A 22,082-nucleotide genomic window follows, 5' to 3' on the forward strand; every position below is an offset into this window, starting at 1 on the left:
CCTGCCTCGTGACGCCACGCACGCACTCTCGCGTCAGAGAGGCCCTAGCGGTGCGGCACCCGCGCGCACGGCGGCGCGGCCCGGCCTTGCCGGGGGCGTACCCCACGGCCGTACACTGGGCCGGGGAAGTCTGGCACTCGTCCACGGTGAGTGCCAGGAGGAACACCGGGCGGACGACTTCTGGAGGTGTGCGCGATGCTCAGTGAACGCAGGCTGAAGGTGCTGCGCGCCATCGTCCAGGACTACGTCGGCACCGAGGAGCCGGTCGGTTCCAAGGCCCTCACCGAGCGGCACAACCTCGGCGTCTCCCCGGCCACCGTGCGCAATGACATGGCGGCCCTGGAGGACGAGGGGTTCATCGCCCAGCCGCACACCAGCGCCGGGCGCATCCCCACCGACAAGGGCTACCGGCTCTTCGTCGACAAGCTGGCCGGCGTCAAGCCGATGACCGCGCCCGAGCGGCGTGCCATCCAGAACTTCCTGGAGGGCGCCGTCGACCTCGACGACGTGGTGGCCCGTACGGTGCGGCTGCTCGCGCAGCTGACCCGGCAGGTCGCCGTCGTGCAGTACCCCTCGCTGACCCGCTCGACCGTGCGGCACGTGGAGCTGCTGGCGCTGGCGCCCGCGCGCCTGATGCTGGTGCTGATCACGGACACCGGGCGGGTCGAGCAGCGGATGGTCGACTGCCCGGCGCCGTTCGGGGAGTCGTCCCTGGCGGACCTGCGCGCGCGGCTCAACAGCCGGGTCGCGGGCCGCCGTTTCACGGACGTGCCGAGTCTGGTCGAGGATCTCCCCGAGGCCTTCGAGGCCGAGGATCGCGGTACGGTCTCCACGGTGCTCTCCACCCTGCTGGAGACGCTGGTCGAGGAGAACGAGGAGCGGCTCATGATCGGCGGCACCGCCAATCTGACCCGCTTCGGGCACGACTTCCCCTTGGTGATCCGACCCGTCCTCGAGGCGCTGGAGGAGCAGGTCGTGCTCCTCAAGCTGCTCGGCGAGGCGAAGGATCCGGGTGTGACCGTCCGTATCGGTCACGAGAACGCCCACGAGGGACTCAACTCCACGTCCGTCGTGTCGGTGGGCTACGGTTCGGGCGGCGAGGCGGTTGCCAAGCTCGGCGTGGTCGGACCGACCCGCATGGACTACCCGGGAACGATGGGAGCGGTACGCGCAGTGGCACGGTACGTCGGACAGATCCTGGCGGAGTCTTAGGTGGCCACGGACTACTACGCCGTACTCGGCGTGCGCCGCGACGCTTCCCAGGACGAGATCAAGAAGGCGTTCCGGAGGCTCGCCCGCGAGCTGCACCCGGACGTCAACCCCGATCCGAAGACCCAGGAGCGGTTCAAGGAGATCAACGCCGCCTACGAGGTGCTCTCGGACCCGCAGAAGAAGCAGGTCTACGACCTCGGGGGCGACCCCCTCTCGCAGGCCGCCGGCGGTGCGGGCGGCTTCGGCGCGGGTGGCTTCGGGAACTTCTCGGACATCATGGACGCGTTCTTCGGCACGGCGTCGCAGCGCGGACCGCGCTCGCGCACCCGCCGGGGCCAGGACGCGATGATCCGCATCGAGATCGAGCTGGACGAGGCCGCCTTCGGCACGACCAAGGACATCCAGGTCGACACGGCCGTCGTCTGCAACACCTGCAACGGCGAGGGCGCGGCCCCCGGCACCTCGGCCCAGACCTGTGACATGTGCCGTGGCCGCGGTGAGGTCTCGCAGGTCACCCGGTCCTTCCTGGGCCAGGTCATGACCTCCCGGCCCTGCCCCCAGTGCCAGGGCTTCGGCACCGTGGTCCCGACCCCGTGCCCGGAGTGCGCGGGCGACGGCCGGGTGCGCTCCCGGCGCACGCTGACCGTGAAGATCCCGGCCGGCGTCGACAACGGCACGCGGATCCAGCTCGCGGGCGAGGGCGAGGTCGGCCCCGGCGGCGGCCCCGCCGGCGACCTGTACGTCGAGATCCACGAGCTGCCGCACTCCACCTTCCAGCGCCGCGGCGACGACCTGCACTGCACGGTCACCATCCCGATGACGGCGGCGGCCCTCGGCACCAAGGTGCCGCTGGAGACCCTCGACGGCATGGAGGAGGTCGACATCCGCCCGGGCACCCAGTCCGGCCAGTCGATCCCGCTGCACGGCCGCGGCGTCACCCACCTGCGCGGCGGCGGCCGGGGCGACCTCATCGTCCACGTCGAGGTCACCACGCCCACCAAGCTCGACACCGAGCAGGAGCGCGTCCTGCGCGAGCTGGCCAAGCTGCGGGGCGAGGAGCGCCCGCAGGGGCAGTTCCAGCCGGGTCAGCAGGGGCTGTTCTCCCGTCTGAAGGACGCCTTCAACGGGCGGTGACGCGAGGCTCGCCAGGGGCTCCGTGGTGCGGATGCTCCTGGCGTATGCCGACGGACGCCCGGATTCGGACTTGTTCGGAGGACGTGACAACATGCCGTCATGTCCTCCGCACTGACCGATCTCTTCCCCTACCCGATCGTGCAGGCGCCCATGGCGGGCGGCGTCTCCGTGCCGCAGCTCGCCGCCGCGGTCTGCGAGGCGGGAGGGCTGGGCTTCCTGGCCGCCGGGTACAAGACCGCGGACGGGATGTACGAGGAGATCAAGCAGCTGCGGGGACTGACCGGCCGCCCCTTCGGCGTCAACCTCTTCATGCCGCAGCCGGAGACGGCCGACCCCGCCGCCGTCGGCGTCTACGCCCACCAGCTGGCCGGCGAGGCCGCCTGGTACGAGACGGAGCTGGGCGACCCCGACAGCGGCCGCGACGACGGCTACGAGACCAAGCTCGCGGTGCTGCTGGACAACCCCGTGCCGGTGGTGTCGTTCCACTTCGGCGTCCCGAGCCGCGAGGTCGTCGACTCCCTGCACCGCGTCGGCACCTTCGCCCTGGTCGCGGCGACCACCGCGGAGGAGGCCAGGGCCGTCGAGCGGTCCGGCGCCGACGCGGTGATCGCGCAGGGCGCCGAAGCCGGCGGACACCAGGGCACCCACCGCGACAACCCGGAGACGGGCGGCACCGGCACCGGGCTGCTGTCCCTGGTCGCCCAGGTCCGGGAGGCGGTGAGCCTGCCCGTCGTCGCCGCCGGCGGCATCATGCGCGGCGGCCAGATCGCCGCGGTCCTCGCGGCGGGCGCGAGCGCGGCCCAGCTGGGCACCGCCTTCCTCGCCACCCCCGAGTCCGGCGCGCACGCCCTGCACAAGCAGGCCCTGACCAACCCCCTGTTCGTCCGCACCGAACTGACCCGGGCCTTCTCCGGCCGCCCCGCCCGCGGCCTGGTCAACCGCTTCCTGCGCGAGCACGGGGCCTACGCCCCCGCCGCCTACCCGGACGTCCACCACCTCACCGCGCCGCTGCGCAAGGCCGCGGCGAAGGCGGGCGACGCGCAGGGCATGGCGCTGTGGGCCGGACAGGGCCACCGGATGGCCCGGGAACTGCCCGCCGGGCAGCTGGTGGAGGTGCTGGTGGCCGAACTCGCCGCCGCCGGGACAGCGTTGTCAGGCTGGTCGGGCTTCACGTCGGGAGGTACGGGCCGATGACGGCACCGGTGTTCGTGGTCGACTCGCTCGGGCCCAGGGACCTGCCGGGCGGGGAGTACGTCCTGGACGGCCCCGAGGGACGGCACGCCGTCTCCGTGAAGCGGCTGCGGACCGGCGAGGACGTCGTCCTCACCGACGGACGCGGACGCTGGGCCGAGGGCGTGGTGAAGGCCGCCGAGGGCAAGGACCGCCTCGTCGTCGGCGGACTGGAACCCGTCCACGAGGAGCCCGAGGAGCGGCCCCGCCTCACCGTCGTGCAGGCCCTGCCCAAGGGCGACCGCGGCGAGCTGGCCGTCGAGACGATGACGGAGGTCGGTGTCGACGCGATCGTGCCGTGGGCGGCGTCCCGCTGCATCACCCAGTGGAAGGGCGAGCGCGGCCTGAAGGCGCTCGGCAAGTGGCGGGCGACGGCCCGGGAGGCCGGCAAGCAGTCCCGCCGGGTCCGCTTCCCCGAGGTCGCGGACGCGGCGACGAGCAAGCAGGTTGCGTCACTTCTGGCCGACGCCGACTTCGCCGCCGTACTCCACGAGAGCGGCGACGAGCCCCTGGCGGCGGCCGAACTCCCCGCCTCCGGGGACATCGTGCTGGTCGTCGGTCCCGAAGGAGGCGTGTCCCCCGAGGAGTTGGCGCTCTTCGCCGAAGCGGGCGCCAAGCCCTACCGCCTGGGCCGCAGCGTCCTGCGCACCTCCACCGCCGGTACCGCGGCGACCGCCGTCCTGCTGGCCCGCACCGGCCGCTGGTCCTGACGGCCGCCGGTCTCCGCCGGCCGCCGCCGTGCGGTCCCCGTCAGCCGGCCGCCGCGCGGGCGGCGGCGACCGCCGGGAACAGGTCCCAGCCGTCCAGGTCCGCGGAGCGGCCGAGCAGCCCGCGCCGGGCCGCCTCGTCGACGAAGGCCCGTACGACCCCCGGTTCGTGCAGGTTGAGCGCCTCGTCGCCCAGGGCCACGCAGCCCGAGGGCAGGAACCCGTCGGGGACGAACCGGTCCGCGCCGCCCCGGAACAGCAGGCGGGTGCACGTCCCGTCGCGGGAGAGGGTGAGCGTCTCCTGACAGGGGCCCGTGACGCTGTGCCGGTGCCGCACCGACCACACGTAGGGGACCGTCCCGTCCACGACGAGCCTCCGGATCCGACCACCACCGCCCATCCGCCCCACGGTAGTGCCGAGTGGCCGTATGCGCCCTACCGTTCGGGCCCGCCGCGGTGGCACCCTGCCTTCCATGGGGGCATCGAGGCGGATCCGGCGCGTGGCTCCGGTGGTCGTCGGCGCGGTCGTCGCCGTCGCCGGCGTGGGCGCGTGCGACCCGGGCGGGCTCAGTTCCGCGTCCGTGGCGTACACGACCGACCAGACCGTGACACGCGAACTGCAGCGGCAGAAGGCACAGGTGCGGTGGCTCACCTGCACCGCCTCCTACGGGGACGACGGCTCCACCGCGTCGGCGGGAGAGGACACCGTCGCCTCGGTCGACTGCAAGGGCAAGACCGACGACGGGAAGGACATCACCGTCGACGGCGAGGTCACCCGGGTCGTCAACGGCGCCTGCGTGCGCGGCGACCTGACCGCGAAGGTGGGCGGCAAGGAGTGGTTCCGGGTCGAGGGGCTCGGCGACTGCGACGCCACCAGCGCCCCGCCCGCGGGCCGGCCCGACCCGCAGCGGCCCGGGCCCACGGTCACCGTCACCCGGACCATCTGGTGCCCGGACGACCCGCACTGCCGTCCGGTGCAGGGCAAGTAGTCCCGGTCGGCGGCGCCCGGCAAGTGATCCGAACCTCTGTCGGCGGACGGCACCCCTGCATAGGGTGAGGGGGTGACACAGCCCGCAGCGTCTGCCTACCTCCGTTTTCCGCACCCGCACGGCGAGTTGGTCGCCTTCACCGCCGAGGACGACGTGTGGCTCGCGCCGCTCGACGGCGGCCGGGCCTGGCGGGTCAGCGCCGACAACGTGCCGGTGAACCACCCGCGCGTCTCGCCCGACGGCACCACGGTCGCCTGGACCTCCACCCGCGACGGCGCCCCCGAGGTGCACATCGCCCCCGTCGACGGCGGCCCCGCCCGGCGCATCACCCACTGGGGCAGCGCCAGGACCCAGGTCCGCGGCTGGACCCCGGACGGGGAGGTCCTCGCCCTCAGCAGCCACGGGCAGGCCAGCCTGCGTCGCTCCTGGGCCCGCGCCGTCCCGCTCGACGGCGGACCGGCCACCGTCCTGCCGTACGGGCCCGTCGGCGACGTCGCGCACGGCCCGCACACCGTGCTGCTGTCCGCGACGATGGGCCGCGAGGCCGCCTGGTGGAAGCGCTACCGGGGCGGCACGGCGGGCAAGCTGTGGATCGACGCCGAGGACGACGGCGAGTTCGTACGGCTCCACAGCGAACTCGACGGAAACATCGAGTACCCCTTCTGGGTCGGCGAGCGCCTCGCCTTCCTCTCCGACCACGAGGGCACCGGCGCCCTCTATTCCTCCCTCGCCGACGGCTCCGACCTGCGCCGCCACACCCCGCTCGGAGGCTTCTACGCCCGGCACGCGGCCACCGACGGCGCCCGTGTCGTCTGGGCCGGCGCCGGCGAGCTGTGGACGCTGGACGACCTGGACGGGGCCGAGCCGCGCCGGCTGGAGATCCGGCTCGGCGGTGCGCGCGTCGACCTGCGGGCCCACCCGGTGAACGCGGCCCGCTGGTTCGGCTCCGCGTCCCCCGACCACACCGCGCGCGGCAGCGCCGTCGCCGTCCGCGGGGGAGTCCACTGGGTCACCCACCGCTCGGGGCCCGCCCGCGCACTGGCCGCGCAGCCCGGCGTACGGACCCGGCTGCCGCGCGCCTTCCGCGCCGACGGCGAGGAATGGGTGGTGTGGGTGACGGACGCCGAGGGCGAGGACGCCCTGGAGTTCGCGCCCGCCACCGGGCTCGCGCCGGGCGCCACCGCGCGGCGCATCGCCGCCGGGCAGCTCGGCCGGGTGCTCGCCCTCGCCATGGCGCCCGACGGCAGCCGGGCCGCCGTCGCCTCGCACGACGGACGGGTCCTGCTCGTCGAACGGGAGACCGGCGAGGTCCGCGAGGTCGACCGCAGCGACGACGGCGACGCCTCGGGGCTGGTCTTCTCGCCCGACTCCGCCTGGCTCGCCTGGTCCCACCCCGGCCCCGACCCGCTGCGCCAGCTCAAGCTCGCCAACACCACCGACCTGTCGGTCTCCGAGGCGACCCCGCTGCGCTTCAAGGACTACGCGCCGGCCTTCACCCTGGACGGCAAGCACCTCGCCTTCCTCTCCACCCGCTCCTTCGACCCGGTCTACGACGAGCACGTCTTCGACCTGGCCTTCGTCGAGGGCGCCCGCCCGTACCTGATCACCCTCGCCGCGACCACCCCCTCGCCCTTCGGCCCGCAGCGCCACGGCCGCGCCTTCGAGAACCCGGACGAGACCCCCGACAGCGAGGGCACCCCGACCACCCGGATCGACATCGAGGGCCTCGCCGACCGCATCGTGCCCTTCCCGGTCGAGGCCGCCCGCTACTCCGGGCTGCGCGCCGCCAAGGACGGCGTGCTGTGGCTGCGCCACCCGGTCACCGGCGTCCTCGGCGCCTCCCGCGCCACCCCGGACGACCCCGACCCGCACACCGAGCTGGAGCGCTACGACCTGGTCCAGCAGCGCGTCGAGCACCTGGCCGGGGACGCCGACCACTTCGAGGTGAGCGGCGACGGCAAGCGGGTGCTGCTGTGGACCGACGGACGCCTCAAGGTCGTGCCGAGCGACCGGCGGGCCTCCGGCGACGAGGACAGCGACACCAACATCACCGTCGACCTCGGCCGCGTCCGGCAGACCGTCGACCCGGCCGCCGAGTGGCGGCAGATGTTCGACGAGACCGGCCGCATCATGCGGGACCACTTCTGGCGGCCCGACATGAACGGCGTCGACTGGGACGGCGTCCTGGACCGCTACCGGCCCGTCCTGGACCGCCTCGCCACCCACGACGACCTGGTCGACCTCCTGTGGGAGGTGCACGGCGAACTCGGCACCTCGCACGCCTACGTCACCCCGCGCGGCGGCCACGGCTCCGGCGCCCGGCAGGGACTGCTCGGCGCCGACCTCTCCCGCCACGAGGACGGCACCTGGCGCATCGACCGCGTGCTGCCCTCGGAGACCTCCGACCCCGAGGCCCGCTCCCCGCTCGCCGCGCCCGGTGTCGCCGTGCGCGCCGGGGACGCGATCGTCGCGGTCGCCGGACAGCCCGTGGACCCGGTCACCGGGCCGAACCCGCTGCTCGTCGGCACCGCGGGCAAGCCGGTCGAGCTGACCGTCTCCCCCTCCGGCGGCGGCGAACCGCGGCACGCCGTCGTCGTCCCCCTCGCGGACGAGGAGCCCCTGCGCTACCACGCCTGGGTAGCCGACCGCCGCGCCTACGTCCACGAGCGCTCCGGCGGCCGGCTCGGCTACCTCCACGTGCCCGACATGGTCGGCGCCGGCTGGGCCCAGCTCCACCGCGACCTGCGCGTCGAGGTGGTCCGGGAGGGCCTGGTCGTCGACGTCCGGGAGAACCGCGGCGGGCACACCTCCCAGCTCGTCGTCGAGAAGCTGGCCCGACGGATCGTCGGCTGGGACCTGCCGCGCGGCATGCGTCCGTCGAGCTACCCGCTGGACGCGCCCCGCGGACCGGTCGTCGCCGTCGCCAACGAGTTCTCCGGCTCCGACGGCGACATCGTCAACGCCGCGATCAAGGCCCTCGGCATCGGCCCGGTCGTCGGCACCCGCACCTGGGGCGGCGTCATCGGCATCGACAGCCGCTACCGGCTGGTCGACGGCACGCTTATCACCCAGCCCAAGTACGCCTTCTGGCTGGAGGGCTACGGCTGGGGCGTGGAGAACCACGGCGTCGACCCCGACGTCGAGGTCCCGCAGCGCCCCCAGGACCACGCGGCGGGCCGCGACCCCCAGCTGGACGAGGCGATCGGACTGGCGCTGGAGGCACTGGAGTCGACACCGGCGAAGACGCCGCCGGAACTGCCGGCCTGAGGGGCGTGGCCTGAGGGGCGCGGCCTGAGGGGCGCGACCCGAGGGGCGCGGGGTACCGCGCGATCGCCCCCCACGCGGCCGCACCCGAACGACTAGCATGCCCCGTACCATCCCACCAGCGAAAAGGAGCGCACGCGCATGGCGGGCGAACCACAGGACGACTGCCTGTTCTGCAAGATCGTCGCAGGCCAGACCCCCGCGACGATCGTCCGCGAGACGGACACGACCGTCGCCTTCCGGGACATCAACCCCCAGGCGCCCACGCACGTCCTGGTGATCCCCAAGGCCCACTACCGGGACGCGGGCGCGCTCGCCGCCGGCGCCCCGGAACTGGCGGCGGACGTCCTGCGCGAGACCCAGGCCGTCGCGGACCAGGAGAAGCTGGACAGCCACCGCACCATCTTCAACACCGGCAGCGGAGCCGGCCAGACCGTCTGGCACACCCACGCCCACGTCCTCGGCGGCCGAGGCCTCGAATGGCCCCCCGGATAGGCAGCCGTGTCCGTACGTGAACTGGTGGTCCTCGGCACCGCCAGCCAGGTCCCCACCCGCCACCGCAACCACAACGGTTACCTGCTGCGCTGGGACGGCGAGGGCATCCTGTTCGACCCCGGCGAGGGCACGCAGCGCCAGATGCTGCGCGCCGGGGTCGCCGCCCACGACCTGAACCGGATCTGCGTCACGCACTTCCACGGGGACCACAGCCTCGGCCTCGCCGGCGTCATCCAGCGCGTCAACCTCGACCGGGTGCCGCACGAGGTCACCGCCCACTACCCCCGCTCCGGGCAGCGCTTCTTCGACCGCCTGCGGTACGCCACCGCCTACCGCGAGACGGTCGCCCTCACCGAGTCCCCGGTCGACACCGACGGCCCCCTCGCGGTCACCCCCGCCTACACCCTGGACGCCCGCAGGCTCTCCCACCCCGTCGAGTCGTACGGCTACCGCCTCACCGAGCCCGACGGCCTGCGCATGCTCCCGGACCGCCTGGCCGCGCACGGCATCAAGGGCCCCGACGTGGGCCGCATCCAGCGCGAAGGCTCGCTGAACGGCGTATCGCTCGACGAGGTCAGCGAGGTCCGCCGCGGCCAGCGGTTCGCCTTCGTGATGGACACCCGGCTCTGCCCGGGCGTGCACGCGCTCGCCGAGGACTGCGACCTGCTGGTCATCGAGTCGACCTTCCTCGACGAGGACGAGACCCTCGCCGGCGACCACGGCCACCTGACCGCCGGCCAGGCGGCGCGGGCCGCCCGGGACGCGGGCGTACGGCACCTGGTCCTGACCCACTTCAGCCAGCGCTACGCGGACCCCGGGGAGTTCGAGCGGCAGGCGCGGGCGGCCGGCTACGAGGGCGAGCTGACCGTGGCCCACGACCTGCTCCGCGTCCCGGTTCCGAAACGTCGGTGAAACCGCCGTACGATGCTCTGATGCCTCTGCCCAAAGCTGAACTGCACCTCCACATCGAAGGCACCCTGGAGCCCGAGCTGGCTTTCGAGCTGGCCGCCCGCAACGGCGTGTCCCTCCCGTACGCGGACACGGACGCCCTGCGCGAGGCGTACCGCTTCGAGGACCTCCAGTCCTTCCTGAACCTGTACTACGAACTCATGGCCGTCCTGCGCACCGAGCGGGACTTCGAGGACCTCGCGGACGCCTACCTCGCCCGCGCGGCCGCGCAGGGCGTGCGGCACGCGGAGATCTTCTTCGACCCGCAGGCGCACCTGGTCCGGGGCGTGGAGATGGGCACGGTCGTGGAGGGGCTGTGGCGGGCACTGGGCCGCAGCCGGGAGCGGCACGGCGTCTCCACCCGCCTGATCATGTGCTTCCTGCGCGACGAGTCCGCCGAGTCGGCCCTGCGGACCCTCGACGCCGCGAAGCCGTACCTCGACCGGATCACCGGCGTCGGCCTGGACTCGGCCGAGGTGGGCCACCCGCCGGTGAAGTTCCGCGAGGTGTACGAGGCCGCCGCCGCCCTCGGGCTGCGCCGGGTCGCGCACGCCGGCGAGGAGGGGCCGCCGGAGTACGTCACCGAGGCCCTGGACGTCCTCGGTGTCGAGCGGATCGACCACGGCCTGCGCTGCGTGGAGGACCCGGCGCTGGTCGAGCGGCTGGTGCGCGACCGCGTCCCGCTGACCCTGTGCCCGCTGTCCAACGTGCGGCTGCGGACGGTCGACACCCTCGCCGACCACCCGCTGCCCGCCATGCTGGACGCCGGGCTGATGTGCACCGTCAACTCCGACGACCCGGCCTACTTCGGCGGCTACGCGGGCGACAACTTCGACGCCGTGCGCCAGGCGCTCGGCCTCACCGAGGACCGGCTGCGGGAGCTGGCCCGCAACTCCTTCCTCGCCTCCTTCCTGGAGGACGACGAGGAACTGCGGGCGCGCTACCTCGCCGAGGTCGACGCGTACGCCTTCCCGCCGGCGTAGGGCTCAGCCCGCCCCGGGCCCCGGTGCGGACGCCGCCTGCCGGGGTCCCGCCGTGTCGTAGGCACGCCGGACCGCGACGGCCGGCGCGTCCACGGTGATCTCCACGACCGCCTGCTCCGCCGCACCGACCTCGGGCACGGCGCCGCTCGGCGTGCCGGTGGCGGCGGCGACCAGGGCGGCCGGGGTGCCACCGCGGCGGCGGACCGCGCCGGGCAGCAGCGGGCGCCCGCCGGTGTGCAGGGCGACGGCGGTCATCGGCGCGGCCACCACGAGCAGCAGGGCGGCGAGGACCAGGCCCATCACCGGGTATCCGGCCTGCGCGGACAGCACACTGCCGGTCAGCGGCCCGGCCGCCGTGCCCAGCGAGGACGCCGAGCCGACGAGCACCGCCCAGCGGCCCCGCGGGTCGAGCGAGGCGGCCAGGCCGATCAGGTACGACAGCACGACCGGGTACAGCGTGTTCCAGGCGATCTCCCCGGCCGCGAAGGTCGTGGGAGTGGTCGCGGACGCGGTCAGGGCGATGCACCCGGCGATGACCACCGTCCCCGCCCCGACGGGCATCGCGCGTCCCAGCCGCGGCCCGAGCGCGCCGGCCGCCAGCACCCCGAGCAGCCCCGCGCCGAGGGCGACGGCGAACACGACGCCGAGGGTGGCGTCACCGAGCCCGGCCTGCGTGAGGCCGATCCGGCCGCTGACGCCCCACAGGGAGTTCTGCGCCAGGGACCAGCACAGCACCGCCGCGGCGAGGACCAGCCCCGAGCGGCGACCCGGGAGCGGGGTGGTGGACCCGGTGTCCTGGGCGGCCGGGGACGCGGCCTCCGGTCCCGGCAGCCGGCCGGTCAGCGGCCACACCACGAGCGCGGTCAGGGCGATCGCGGCCAGCGGCAGGCCGTGCGCCCGGCCGAGGTGGGGGACCGTCAGGTACACCGCGCCGGCCAGCGCGGAGACGGTCAGCAGGCCCAGCGTGGAGGCCCGGTGCGGGTCCCGCTCGGCGGCGATCCGGGTCGCGGCGACGGTCATGGCCGTACCGGAGCCGAGGCCGCCCAGCACCGCGCCGGCGACGACGGCGGGGACGGCGGTGGTGAGCGAGGCGGCGCCGTAGCCGAGGAAGGCGAGCGCGAGTCCGAAACGGGCCGGTGTCCGGGCGCCGAGCCGCTGCATCCGGGAGGCGAGCAGGAAGCCGGCGGACGCCGAACTCAGCAGCAGGGCACTGCCGACGGCACCCGCCTGTGTGGCGGTGAGCGGCAGAGCGGTGTCGAGTCTGCCGACGGTGGTGGGCAGCAGATACGGAGGCAGGTACCCGGCCGTGAAAAGGGCGACGAGGGGCCAGGGGGCGGTGCGGGGGGCGAACACGGGCGTTCCCAGGGCGTGCGAAAGGGACTCGGGAGAGGGGGGGCGACGCCCGTCGACGGACAGTGCGCGCGGGCAATTTGTATCAAGCGCGAGGAGGCGTGAAACAGGCGAGGGGGTGTGTTCTGGATCACATATGCGTTTACGGTCATCAGGGCCGGGTAGGAGCGCGCGCCGCAGTCGGTGCGCCATCCGCTCATCGGGCGGATCCACCGCCCCCGTACCGGGCCTGACCGCGCGTCACCGCGACGGCCCGGCCCCTCGTGACCCGCCGTCAGCCGTGCCTCCCGCGGCACCGGCCCGGACGCCGCGGGGTTGTCGGCGGTGTGGTGCACACTGGCGGGGTCCGCACCATGCCAGGGAGCGCACCGTGACAGCGTCCACCGTGTCAGCCGTGTCCACCACGTCGTCCGACGTGCCCGCCATGCCCGCCGCACCCGCCGTGCCGGCCGACGGGAGAACGCACCGCCACGTCCCCGCCGAGGGGCACCACCACCCCCAGGTCGACCCCCTCGCCGCCCTGCGCACCCCGCAGGACCCGCCCTGGGACGTGTACCTGACCGGCACCGTCTTCCTCGACGTCGTGTTCACCGGGCTCGACTCCGCCCCGGTGCGCGGCACCGAGTCCTGGGCGCGGGGCATGGGATCGAGCCCGGGCGGCATCGCCAACATGGCGACCGCGCTGGCCCGCCTCGGCCTGCGCACCTCGCTGGCCGCGGCCTTCGGCGACGACCACTACGGCGACTACTGCTGGGACGCCCTCGCGCAGGGCGAGGGCATCGACCTGAGCCCCTCGCGCACCGTGCCCGGCTGGCACTCGCCGGTGACGGTCTCGATGGCCTACGAGGGCGAACGCACGATGGTCTCCCACGGCCACGAGCCGCCCCCCGAGGAGCCGTCCCCCGAGTGCCCGCCGCGCGCCCGTGCCGCCGTCGCCTCCCTGACGCCCGGTGTCCGCGCCCCCTGGATCGCCCAGGCCGCCGCGCGCGGCACCCGCGTCTTCGCCGACGTCGGCTGGGACGACACCGACGCCTGGGACCTGGCCAAGCTGCCGGACCTCGCGCACTGCGAGGCCTTCCTGCCGAACGCGGAGGAGGCCATGCGCTACACCGGCACCGACTGCCCCCGCGAGGCCGCGCACGCCCTGACCGAGCACGTGCCGCTCGCCGTGGTCACCCTCGGCGCGGACGGCGCCTACGCGGTGGACCGGCGGACGGGGGAGAGCGCCGAGGTCCCGGCCATCGAGGTGGAGGCCCTGGACCCCACCGGCGCGGGGGACGTCTTCGTCGCCGGGTTCGTCACCGGAACGCTGGCCGGCTGGCCGCTGGCCGACCGGCTGGCCTTCGCCGGCCTCACCGCCGCCCTCTCCGTCCAGGAGTTCGGCGGCTCCCTCTCGGCGCCCGGCTGGTGCGAGATCGCGACCTGGTGGCGCAAGGTCCAGTCCGTGGCGGGCCAGGACCCGGCGGCCCTGCGCCGCTACGCCTTCCTCGCGGACCTGGTCCCGGAGGACCTGGTGGCACCCTGGCCCCTGCGCCGCGCCGTACCGACCATCGGCTTCCGCCGCCCGGCCTGACGCACCGCGCCGCCGGTCCGGTTCAGAAGCCGAGGCGGCGCAGCTGCTTCGGGTCGCGCTGCCAGTCCTTGGCGACCTTGACGTGCAGGTCCAGGAAGACGGGGGTGCCGAGCAGCGCCTCGATCTGCTGGCGGGACTTGATGCCGACGTCCTTCAGGCGCTTGCCCTTGGGGCCGATGATGATGCCCTTCTGGCTGGGGCGCTCGATGTAGACGTTGGCGTGGATGTCCAGGAGCGGCTTGTCGGCGGGGCGGTCCTCACGCGGGAGCATCTCCTCGACGACCACCGCGATGGAGTGCGGCAGCTCGTCCCGGACGCCCTCCAGCGCCGCCTCCCGGATCAGCTCGGCCACCATGACCTGCTCGGGCTCGTCGGTCAGGTCGCCCTCGGGGTAGAGCGCGGGGCCCTCGGGCATCAGCGGGGTCAGCAGGTCCGCCAGCAGGTCCACCTGCTGGTTCGCGGTGGCCGACACCGGGACGATCTCCGTCCAGGTGATGCCCAGCTCCTGGCCCAGCTGATCGATGGCGATCAGCTGCTCGGCCAGGGTCTTGGAGTCCACCAGGTCCGTCTTCGTGACGATCGCGACCTTCGGGGTCTTCCTGATCGCCGCCAGCTCCTTGGCGATGAAGCGGTCACCGGGGCCCAGCTTCTCGTTCGCCGGCAGGCAGAAACCGATGACGTCCACCTCGGCCCACGTCGTCCGCACGACGTCGTTGAGCCGCTCGCCCAGCAGCGTGCGCGGCTTGTGCAGGCCCGGGGTGTCCACCAGGATGAGCTGGGCGTCCTCCCGGTGCACGATGCCCCGCACGGTGTGCCGGGTGGTCTGCGGACGGTTCGAGGTGATCGCCACCTTCTGCCCGACCAGAGCGTTCGTGAGGGTGGACTTGCCCGCGTTGGGGCGGCCCACGAAGCAGGCGAAGCCGGCCCGGTGAACAGCCTCGGCCGGTTCTTCGGATGACTGGGTACGAACGCTCATGGCGCCCATTGTCCCTGATCCCCGGAGCCCCGCCGCACCACGGTCGCCCGCGGGGCCGGCGACGGTCAGCCCGCGCTCACCGTGTCACGGACCGTGCCGTCCGGAGCGGCGACCAGGACCGGCGTCCCGGGGCCGCCCAGGTCCGAGACGGCCGCCCGGTCCTCGTCCGGCACGGACTCCGCCGCGGTCACCACGGCCGCCGCCTCCAGCGACTTCGCGCCGGACGCCACCGCCATCGCCACCGCCGTGCGCAGCGCGCTGAGCCGCAGCGAGTCGAGCGCGACGGTGCCGGCGACGTACGTACGGCCGGTCTCGTCCCGTACGGCGGCCCCCTCGGGCACACCGTTGCGGGCCCGCGCGGAACGGGCCAGGGTGACGATCTTGCGGTCCTCGGGGTCGAGGGCGGGAGTCTCGGTCATGAGGCGAGCATACGTAGCGCCGCCGGGCGCCCGCCCGGTCACCCCGCCACCGGGTACATCGCCCCGCGCCGGCCCTCCGGCGAGGCCAGCCACTCCAGCTTCGCCGCGCTGTTCGCCTCGTCCAGCGGCGTGTGCAGCACGATGGTGAGGTCGGGCCGCGCCGGCACCTTCAGGGCCGTGGACTCCAGGCTGAGCAGCCCGACCAGCGGATGGTCGAGCTCCTTGCGGATCTGCCCGGCGTCCTCGATGTCCCGCTGCGCCCACAGCCCCGCGAACTCGGAACTGGCCTTCCGCAGCTCCGCCAGCACCTGCTGGAAACCCTCGTCGTCGGGGTGGTCCGCGCAGGCGGCGCGGAACTGGGCGACGACCGTGCGGGCGTTCTCCTCCCAGCTGCGGGAACGGGAGCGGTACAGCGGGTCGGTGAAGAAGTCGACGATGCAGTTCCACGTCGTCCCGGGCCGCATGCCCAGCACCGTCGCCGCCGCGTCGTTGTACATCACGCAGTTGTAGTACCGGTCCATGATGTGCGCCGGGTACGGCATCCACGTGTCGATCAGCCGCCGCAGCCCCTCGCACATGTCCCGCTTCGCCGGCTCCACCTCGGGCGCGGGCGGGTTCAGCCCGGCCAGCACGTACAGGTGGCGGCGCTCGGCGTTGCTGAGCCGCAGCACCCGGGCCACGGAGTCCAGCACCTGCGGCGAGACGGAGATGTCACGGCCCTGCTCCAGCCACTGGTACCAGGAGGCGCCCACGCCCGCGAGCACGGCGACCTCCTCGCGGCGCAGCCCCGGCGTCCGGCGCCGTCCCCCGCCGTCCGGCAGACCGGCCTCCGCCGGCGAGACGCGGGCCCGCCGGCTCATCAGGAACTCCCGCAGCTCACTGCGGCGCCGGTCCCGGCCCGCAGCGGCCCGGGACCTCGCGATCACATCCGGCACGTACGTACCCCCCGTAACGTCTGCTGGCGGTGGCTGGTGGTGCCACCACCAGGACAACTGGCCGCTCCCCACGGCTATTCCACAGCCCGCAGGCTCATGTCCATGGCGATCGACACCACCCCGACCTCCGCAGCGGCGCCGGCCGCTCCCCGGCTCTCACCCCGCGACCGGCTCGTCCTGTTCGTGCTCTGCGCGGCCCAGTTCATGGTCGCGCTCGACTTCTCCGTCCTGAACGTCGCCCTGCCCGTCCTCGGCGCGGACCTGGGCATGAGCCCCTCCGCCCTCCAGTGGGCGGTCACGGCCTTCGCCCTGCCGTCCGGCGGTTTCCTGCTGCTGTTCGGGCGGATGGGCGACCTGTACGGGCGCCGCCGGCTGTTCCTCACCGGCCTCGCGGTCTTCGGCGTGGCGTCCCTGCTGGCCACCTTCGCCTGGGACCCGGCCTCCTTCCTCGCCGGACGCGCCCTCCAGGGGCTCGGTGCGGCGGCCATCGTGCCGACCGGCATGTCCCTGCTGACGACGACCTTCCCGGAGGGCCCGGCCCGCGACCGCGCCCTCGGCATCTCCGGCACGCTGCTCTCGCTCGGCTTCACCGTCGGCATGGTCGCCGGCGGAGTCCTCACCGACCTGCTGGGCTGGCGGTCCACCATGGGCCTGCTGGCGCTCTTCGCCCTGGTCGTGCTGCCCCTCGCCCCCCGTCTGCTCCCCGAGTCCCGCACTCCCGACCGCCCCCGCCTGGACGTCCCCGGCGCGGTCACCGTCACCGGCGGCCTGCTCCTGGTGATCTACGCCCTGACGACGGCCGCCGAACACGGCTTCGGCCGCACCGACGTCCTCCTCACCCTCGTCGCCGGCCTGCTGCTCCTGGCCGCCTTCGTGGCCGTCGAGTACCGTGCCGCCACCCCGCTCGTCTCCCTGCCGATGCTGCGCCGCCGCACGGTGGCGTGGGGCAACCTGGGCGGCCTGGTCACCTTCTCGATGATGTCGACGGTGGTCTTCGTCCTCACCCTGTACCTCCAGGAGGTGCTGGGCCTGACCGCCTTCCAGACCGGCCTGGTCTTCGGCGTGCAGGGGGTGCTGTCGGTGGTGGCCGGTACGTACGCCCCGCGCGTCATCGGCCGCTTCGGCGCCCGCCGCACCCTGGCCGGCTCGCTCGCCGGGCAGGGCGCCCTCGGCCTGTCCCTGCTGGCACTGGGGGAGGGCGGCTGGTCGGTGCTGCTCGCCACGGCGGCCGTGTCGCTGGCCAGCATGTGCCACCTGGGCGCGATCATCTCCTACGGGCTGACCGTCACCTCCGGCGTCCCCGACGAGGAGCAGGGCCTGGCGACCGGCCTGGTCACCTCGACCCAGCAGCTCGGCATCACCGTGGGCATCCCGCTGCTCGGCGTCCTGGCCACCACCTCGACCGACCTGACGACCGGCGTGCACACGGTGCTGGTCCTGGACGCGGCGATCGTGCTGGCGGCCGCCGCGGCGGTCGCGGCCGGACTGCGCGGCCGCCGGACGGCGGGCTCAGGGACGGTCGAGGCGGAGACGGTCGGCGCGCGGTAGTCCGGCGACGACCAGGTCGTAGGAGTCCTCCACCAGCTCCCGGACGAGACGGTCCGGGAGCCCGCCGTCGGTCACCCCGCCCACGGTCACCGTGTTCCAGTGCCGCTTGTTCATGTGCCAGCCCGGGACGATCAGCCCCGGATGGTCGGCGCGCAGCCGCAGCGCGTCGTCCGGGTCGCACTTGAGGTTGACCGTGAGCGGGCGCGCGTCCAGCGAGGACAGCGCGAACATCTTGCCCCGCACCTTGAAGACCGAGATCTCCGCGTCGAAGGGGAAGTCCTCCACCGCCGCGTTGAAGGACAGGCAGAGCGCGCGCAGCCGGGCGGGGGTCATTCCGAGGCACCCTCCGGGACGGGCCTCGCCGCGTTCACCGGCTCCACCAGCACCGTCACGATCTTGTTCCGGCGGCCCGCCGCGGCCTCCGCCGTCAGCCGCAGCTCACGGCCGTCGGGCAGCTCCACCATGGAGGAGGCGCCGGCGATCGGCACCCGGCCGAGCGCCTTGGCCAGCAGGCCGCCCACCGTCTCCACGTCCTCGTCGTCGAACTCCTCCAGGCCGTACAGCTCGCCCAGGTCGCCGATGTCGAGGCGGGCGGTGACCCGGAAGCGGTCCTCGCCCAGCTCCTCGACGGGCGGCAGCTCCCGGTCGTACTCGTCGGTGATCTCGCCGACGATCTCCTCCAGGATGTCCTCGATGGTGACGATGCCGGCCGTGCCGCCGTACTCGTCGATCACCACGGCGACGTGGTTGCGCTCCTTCTGCATCTCGCGCAGCAGGTCACCGGCGTTCTTGGTGTCGGGCACGAAGAAGGCCGGCCGCATCGCCGTGGACACCAGGTCGCTCTCCGCGTCCCGGCTGATGTGCGTCCGGCGGACCAGGTCCTTCAGGTACACGATGCCGACGATGTCGTCCTCGCTGTCACCGGTCACCGGTATCCGCGAGAAGCCCGAGCGCAGGGCGAGGGTGAGGGCCTGGCGGATGGTCTTGTAGCGCTCGATGACGACGAGGTCGGTCCGCGGGACCATGACCTCCCGCACCAGGGTGTCGCCCAGCTCGAACACCGAGTGCACCATGCGGCGCTCCTCGGCCTCGATCAGCGACTCCTTCTCGGCGTAGTCGACCAGCGCGCGCAGCTCCGCCTCGGAGGCGAAGGGACCGCGGCGGAAGCCCTTGCCGGGGGTGAGCGCGTTGCCGATGAGGATGAGCAGCGACGGGATCGGGCCCATGATCCGGGCCAGCGGCACCAGGACGTACGCCGCCGCCGTCGCCGTGTTCATCGGGTGCTGCCGGCCGATGGTGCGCGGGGAGACCCCGACGGCGACGTACGAGACGAGCACCATCACCGCGATGGCGATCACCAGCGCCTCGCCGGTGCCGTCGAACTGCTTCAGGCAGGCGTACGTGACCAGCGCCGCGGCCGCCATCTCGCAGGCGACGCGGACCAGCAGCGCCACGTTCAGATAGCGCGTCGGGTCGGCGGCGACCTTGGCGAGCTTCGCGCTGCCGCGCCGCCCGGACCGCACGGCCTCCTCGGCGCGGAAGCTGGAGACCCGGGCGAGCCCCGCCTCCGCGCACGCGGCGAGCCAGGCGACCACGACCAGGGCGACCGCGCCCGCGATCAGGGGGAGGCTCATGAGACGGTCGGGGCCGGGGACGGGCCGGTCAGGCCCTTCTCCGCACGCCAGCCGTCCACGATGGCCGCCTGGAGACCGAACATCTCGGCCTTCTCGTCCGGCTCCTCGTGGTCGTAGCCGAGCAGGTGCAGCACCCCGTGGACGGTGAGGAGCTGGAGCTCCTCGTCCATGGAGTGCTGCGTCGCCGCCTCCGTGCCCTGCTTCTCCGCGACCTCGGGGCAGAGCACGATGTCGCCGAGCAGCCCCTGCGGCGGCTCGTCCTCGTCCTTGGCCGGCGGACGCAGCTCGTCCATCGGGAAGGACATGACATCCGTCGGCCCCGGCAGGTCCATCCACTGGATGTGGAGCTGCTCCATGGCGTCGGCGTCCACGACGATCACCGAGAGCTCGGAGAGCGGGTGGATGCGCATCCGCGCGAGCGCGTAGCGGGCGATGTCGAGGATCGCCTGCTCGTCGACCTCGGTTCCGGACTCGTTGTTGACGTCGATCGACATGGTCGTGCTGGTCTACTTCCCCTTGGCCTTGGCACCGCTTCTCGGTGTCCGGCCGCCGTTGTGGCCGCCGTTCTCGGTGCCGTTCCTGCTGTCGTACTGCTCGTACGCGTCGACGATACGGCCCACCAGCTTGTGCCGGACGACGTCCTGGGACGACAGCCGGGAGAAGTGGACGTCCTCCACGCCCTCCAGGATGTCCTGCACCTGCTTGAGACCGGACTTCGTCCCGCCCGGCAGGTCGACCTGCGTCACGTCACCCGTGATCACGATCTTCGACTCGAAGCCGAGCCGCGTGAGGAACATCTTCATCTGCTCGGGGCTGGTGTTCTGCGCCTCGTCGAGAATGATGAAAGCGTCGTTGAGCGTGTTGTGCGTCAGCAGGTAGTCCTGGGTGACGTACAACGAGTCCTCGGCCGCCACCTGGATGCAGACGGTTTCCTCCCGCCCCGCGGGCTCGATGCTGTCGATGAACCGCATGGGGCGTCCGCCGCCTCCGGCCCCGTGGTACGTGTCGCGCTTGCGGGCCAGCCGGAAGGGTTCGATGCCTTCCGGGAGGCGGATGTCGATGATGTGGGCGTCGTGGCGATGAGCGACCTCGCGGCCCTTCGCGAGACCAGGCTTGCGGCCCTCGGCAGCGCGGCGACGCGTGTACGCCACTCCGCCCAGCGACCTGACCAGCGAGATCACGTCGTCACGCAGCAGGATCGAGGTCGTCGTGTACTGGATGCGGCAGGTCCTGTCCTTCTGGACGACCGGGCCCCCGTCGGCGTCGAGCAGGCCTTGGAGCACGGCCAGCCGGACATCGGCGGAATTGCTCAAGTAATCGTCCGGGATGAACTTGCTGTGCGAACGGGTACGCAGCAGGTCCAGTTCACGCAGGACTCGCGTGACCGGGTTCTCCAGGGTGATCACGTCCCCGGGAGCCGTGACCCGGTTGAGTACGTAGTCCGGGCCACCGCGGTGACGGACCCTGACGCCTGGCAGCGCGGCCTCCAGAGCGCCTGCCAGCTCCTCGTCCTCCGTGGCGAAGGAAGGGGTGGTGGAGCCCGTCAGGCACCCGTCACCGAGCAGCAGGCCCAGCGCGTACGGGTCCATCGGGACTTCGCGTTCGGGAAGCTGCACCGGTGCCGTGAGCAGGGGCAGCTCGTACCGGCGAGCGTGAGCCGCGCGTAGGTCGCCGATCATGTCCTGGGTCTCCAGAACCCGCCAGGGCTTGTCACGGCGCTTGTCGGACGCGGTACGGACCGTCCACAGGTGCTCGCCGCAGCACAGCGTCCAGGAGCCGTCCTGGGCCGTGACGCGGTAGATGTCCTTCTCCCCCTGCGGGTAGACGCCCAGGACCGGAGTCGGCTCCCCGTCGGAGCCCACGACCAGGTCACCGACCTGGAGGTCACCGATGGGACGCCAGCCGTCGGGTGTCAGGACGTTCGTGAAGACCGGTTGCGCGCGACCCCGCATGTACGCCAGCGGCGCGACCTCGATCGTGCCCGCCGCCATCAGGCGCGGGATCGAGTCGGGGTCGAGCATGTCGTGCAGTGCGTCGTACAGCGGGCGCAGGTACGGGTCGATCTTCTCGTAGAGCGTGCCCGGCAGGAAGCCGAGCCGCTCGCCGGCCTCGACCGCCGGGCGGGTCAGGATGATGCGGTTGACCTGCTTGGACTGCAGGGCCTGCACCGCCTTGGCCATCGCCAGGTAGGTCTTGCCGGTGCCCGCGGGGCCGATGCCGAAGACGATGGTGTGCTTGTCGATCGCGTCGACGTACCGCTTCTGGTTCAGCGTCTTGGGGCGGATCGTGCGGCCTCGCGAGGACAGGATGTTCTGCGTGAGCACCTCGGCCGGGGTCTCCTGGCCGTCGCTCTCCCCGTTCTCGCTCGCCTTGAGCATGGCGATCGAGCGTTCCACTGCGTCCTCCGTCATCGGCTGCCCCGTGCGGAGCACCAGCATCATCTCGTCGAAAACGCGCTGGATCAGGGCGACGTCATGGGTGTCGCCGACCGCGCTGATCTCGTTTCCCCGGACGTGGATGTCGGCCGCCGGGAAGGCCTTCTCGATCACGCGCAGGAGGGAGTCGCCGGACCCCAGCACGGTCACCATGGGGTGCTGGGCGGGGACGGTGAACTGTGCTCTCGCCTTCCCCTGCGCGGGAGAGTGAGCTGAGGGTGTCTGAGTCATGGGCCGGCGCTCGAGGCCT

Annotated in this window: 20 protein-coding genes; 11 read left to right on the forward strand and 9 right to left on the reverse strand. The window is 73.2% G+C overall.

The window, feature by feature from the left end; genetic code table 11:
* Nucleotides 1-195: 195 nt before the first annotated feature.
* The 4 genes from hrcA (at nt 196) to AC07FV_RS02180 (ending at nt 4,286) form a co-directional block, all read left to right on the forward strand.
* On the forward strand, nt 196-1,212 hold the full coding sequence (hrcA, locus tag AC07FV_RS02165; RefSeq protein WP_356603291.1) for a heat-inducible transcriptional repressor HrcA: 1,017 nt from the start codon (nt 196-198) through the stop codon (nt 1,210-1,212).
* Nucleotides 1,213-2,346 carry a molecular chaperone DnaJ gene (dnaJ, locus tag AC07FV_RS02170; protein WP_479083996.1) on the forward strand — a complete coding sequence of 378 codons (1,134 nt, stop codon included), beginning with the start codon at nt 1,213-1,215 and terminating at the stop codon, nt 2,344-2,346.
* 99 nt (nt 2,347-2,445) lie between these two features.
* On the forward strand, nt 2,446-3,540 hold the full coding sequence (locus tag AC07FV_RS02175) for a nitronate monooxygenase (RefSeq protein ID WP_384688402.1): 1,095 nt from the start codon (nt 2,446-2,448) through the stop codon (nt 3,538-3,540).
* The gene (locus tag AC07FV_RS02180; protein ID WP_479083998.1) at nt 3,537-4,286 is read left to right on the forward strand and encodes a 16S rRNA (uracil(1498)-N(3))-methyltransferase; all 750 of its coding nucleotides are present in this window, start codon (nt 3,537-3,539) and stop codon (nt 4,284-4,286) included. Before AC07FV_RS02175 ends, AC07FV_RS02180 begins: the two co-directional genes overlap by 4 nt.
* Nucleotides 4,287-4,326: 40 nt before the next feature.
* On the opposite strand, the gene AC07FV_RS02185 is transcribed toward AC07FV_RS02180, so the two are convergent.
* Nucleotides 4,327-4,683: a hypothetical protein gene (locus tag AC07FV_RS02185; protein WP_479084000.1), complete on the reverse strand. Its 357-nt coding sequence runs from the start codon at nt 4,681-4,683 to the stop codon at nt 4,327-4,329.
* A 73-nt stretch (nt 4,684-4,756) separates the two neighbouring features.
* On the opposite strand from AC07FV_RS02185, the gene AC07FV_RS02190 reads away from it, so the two are divergent.
* The 5 genes from AC07FV_RS02190 (at nt 4,757) to AC07FV_RS02210 (ending at nt 10,962) form a co-directional block, all read left to right on the forward strand.
* Complete coding sequence (locus AC07FV_RS02190) at nt 4,757-5,272, forward strand: hypothetical protein (RefSeq protein WP_479084002.1); 516 nt, start codon at nt 4,757-4,759, stop codon at nt 5,270-5,272.
* 72 nt (nt 5,273-5,344) lie between these two features.
* A complete protein-coding gene (locus AC07FV_RS02195; RefSeq protein WP_479084004.1) occupies nt 5,345-8,539 on the forward strand; it encodes a S41 family peptidase in 3,195 nt (1,064 codons plus the stop codon).
* A 138-nt stretch (nt 8,540-8,677) separates the two neighbouring features.
* Nucleotides 8,678-9,031 (forward strand): histidine triad nucleotide-binding protein, encoded by a 354-nt coding sequence (locus AC07FV_RS02200; RefSeq protein WP_479084006.1) that lies wholly within the window; start codon nt 8,678-8,680, stop codon nt 9,029-9,031.
* 6 nt (nt 9,032-9,037) lie between these two features.
* Entirely contained in the window at nt 9,038-9,943 is a 906-nt protein-coding gene (locus AC07FV_RS02205; protein WP_479084008.1) for a ribonuclease Z, read from the forward strand.
* A gap of 20 nt (nt 9,944-9,963) precedes the next feature.
* Complete coding sequence (locus tag AC07FV_RS02210) at nt 9,964-10,962, forward strand: adenosine deaminase (RefSeq protein WP_479084009.1); 999 nt, start codon at nt 9,964-9,966, stop codon at nt 10,960-10,962.
* A 3-nt stretch (nt 10,963-10,965) separates the two neighbouring features.
* Here AC07FV_RS02210 and AC07FV_RS02215 read toward each other — a convergent pair whose 3' ends face one another.
* Entirely contained in the window at nt 10,966-12,315 is a 1,350-nt protein-coding gene (locus AC07FV_RS02215) for an MFS transporter (protein WP_479084010.1), read from the reverse strand.
* 421 nt (nt 12,316-12,736) lie between these two features.
* Between AC07FV_RS02215 and AC07FV_RS02220 the strand changes: the two genes are divergently transcribed.
* Complete coding sequence (locus AC07FV_RS02220) at nt 12,737-13,885, forward strand: carbohydrate kinase family protein (RefSeq protein ID WP_479084871.1); 1,149 nt, start codon at nt 12,737-12,739, stop codon at nt 13,883-13,885.
* Nucleotides 13,886-13,907: 22 nt separating this feature from the next.
* Here the strand turns inward: AC07FV_RS02220 and era are convergent, their stop codons facing one another.
* From era to AC07FV_RS02235, 3 genes are all read right to left on the reverse strand, one after another.
* The gene (gene era, locus AC07FV_RS02225; protein WP_383642380.1) at nt 13,908-14,861 is read right to left on the reverse strand and encodes a GTPase Era; all 954 of its coding nucleotides are present in this window, start codon (nt 14,859-14,861) and stop codon (nt 13,908-13,910) included.
* Nucleotides 14,862-14,926: 65 nt separating this feature from the next.
* Nucleotides 14,927-15,280 (reverse strand): cytidine deaminase, encoded by a 354-nt coding sequence (locus AC07FV_RS02230; RefSeq protein WP_479084012.1) that lies wholly within the window; start codon nt 15,278-15,280, stop codon nt 14,927-14,929.
* A 38-nt stretch (nt 15,281-15,318) separates the two neighbouring features.
* Nucleotides 15,319-16,215, reverse strand: coding sequence for a helix-turn-helix transcriptional regulator (locus tag AC07FV_RS02235; RefSeq protein WP_479084014.1), 897 nt, complete (start codon nt 16,213-16,215; stop codon nt 15,319-15,321).
* 102 nt (nt 16,216-16,317) lie between these two features.
* Here AC07FV_RS02235 and AC07FV_RS02240 point away from each other — a divergent pair, with 102 nt between their 5' ends.
* On the forward strand, nt 16,318-17,763 hold the full coding sequence (locus tag AC07FV_RS02240; protein ID WP_479084016.1) for an MFS transporter: 1,446 nt from the start codon (nt 16,318-16,320) through the stop codon (nt 17,761-17,763).
* Here the strand turns inward: AC07FV_RS02240 and AC07FV_RS02245 are convergent.
* The 4 genes from AC07FV_RS02245 to AC07FV_RS02260 are packed head-to-tail and all read right to left on the reverse strand — an operon-like array spanning nt 17,725 to nt 22,063.
* Nucleotides 17,725-18,096, reverse strand: coding sequence for an MmcQ/YjbR family DNA-binding protein (locus tag AC07FV_RS02245; protein WP_479084017.1), 372 nt, complete (start codon nt 18,094-18,096; stop codon nt 17,725-17,727). The two genes, AC07FV_RS02240 and AC07FV_RS02245, sit on opposite strands and share 39 nt — an antisense overlap.
* Complete coding sequence (locus AC07FV_RS02250; RefSeq protein ID WP_356603264.1) at nt 18,093-19,397, reverse strand: hemolysin family protein; 1,305 nt, start codon at nt 19,395-19,397, stop codon at nt 18,093-18,095. The genes AC07FV_RS02245 and AC07FV_RS02250 overlap by 4 nt, the downstream gene beginning before the upstream one ends.
* On the reverse strand, nt 19,394-19,891 hold the full coding sequence (ybeY, locus tag AC07FV_RS02255; protein WP_356603262.1) for an rRNA maturation RNase YbeY: 498 nt from the start codon (nt 19,889-19,891) through the stop codon (nt 19,394-19,396). Before ybeY ends, AC07FV_RS02250 begins: the two co-directional genes overlap by 4 nt.
* A 12-nt stretch (nt 19,892-19,903) precedes the next feature.
* Nucleotides 19,904-22,063 (reverse strand): PhoH family protein, encoded by a 2,160-nt coding sequence (locus AC07FV_RS02260; RefSeq protein WP_479084019.1) that lies wholly within the window; start codon nt 22,061-22,063, stop codon nt 19,904-19,906.
* Nucleotides 22,064-22,082: the final 19 nt, after the last annotated feature.

Source organism: Streptomyces sp. NPDC045956 (genome assembly GCF_056430705.1).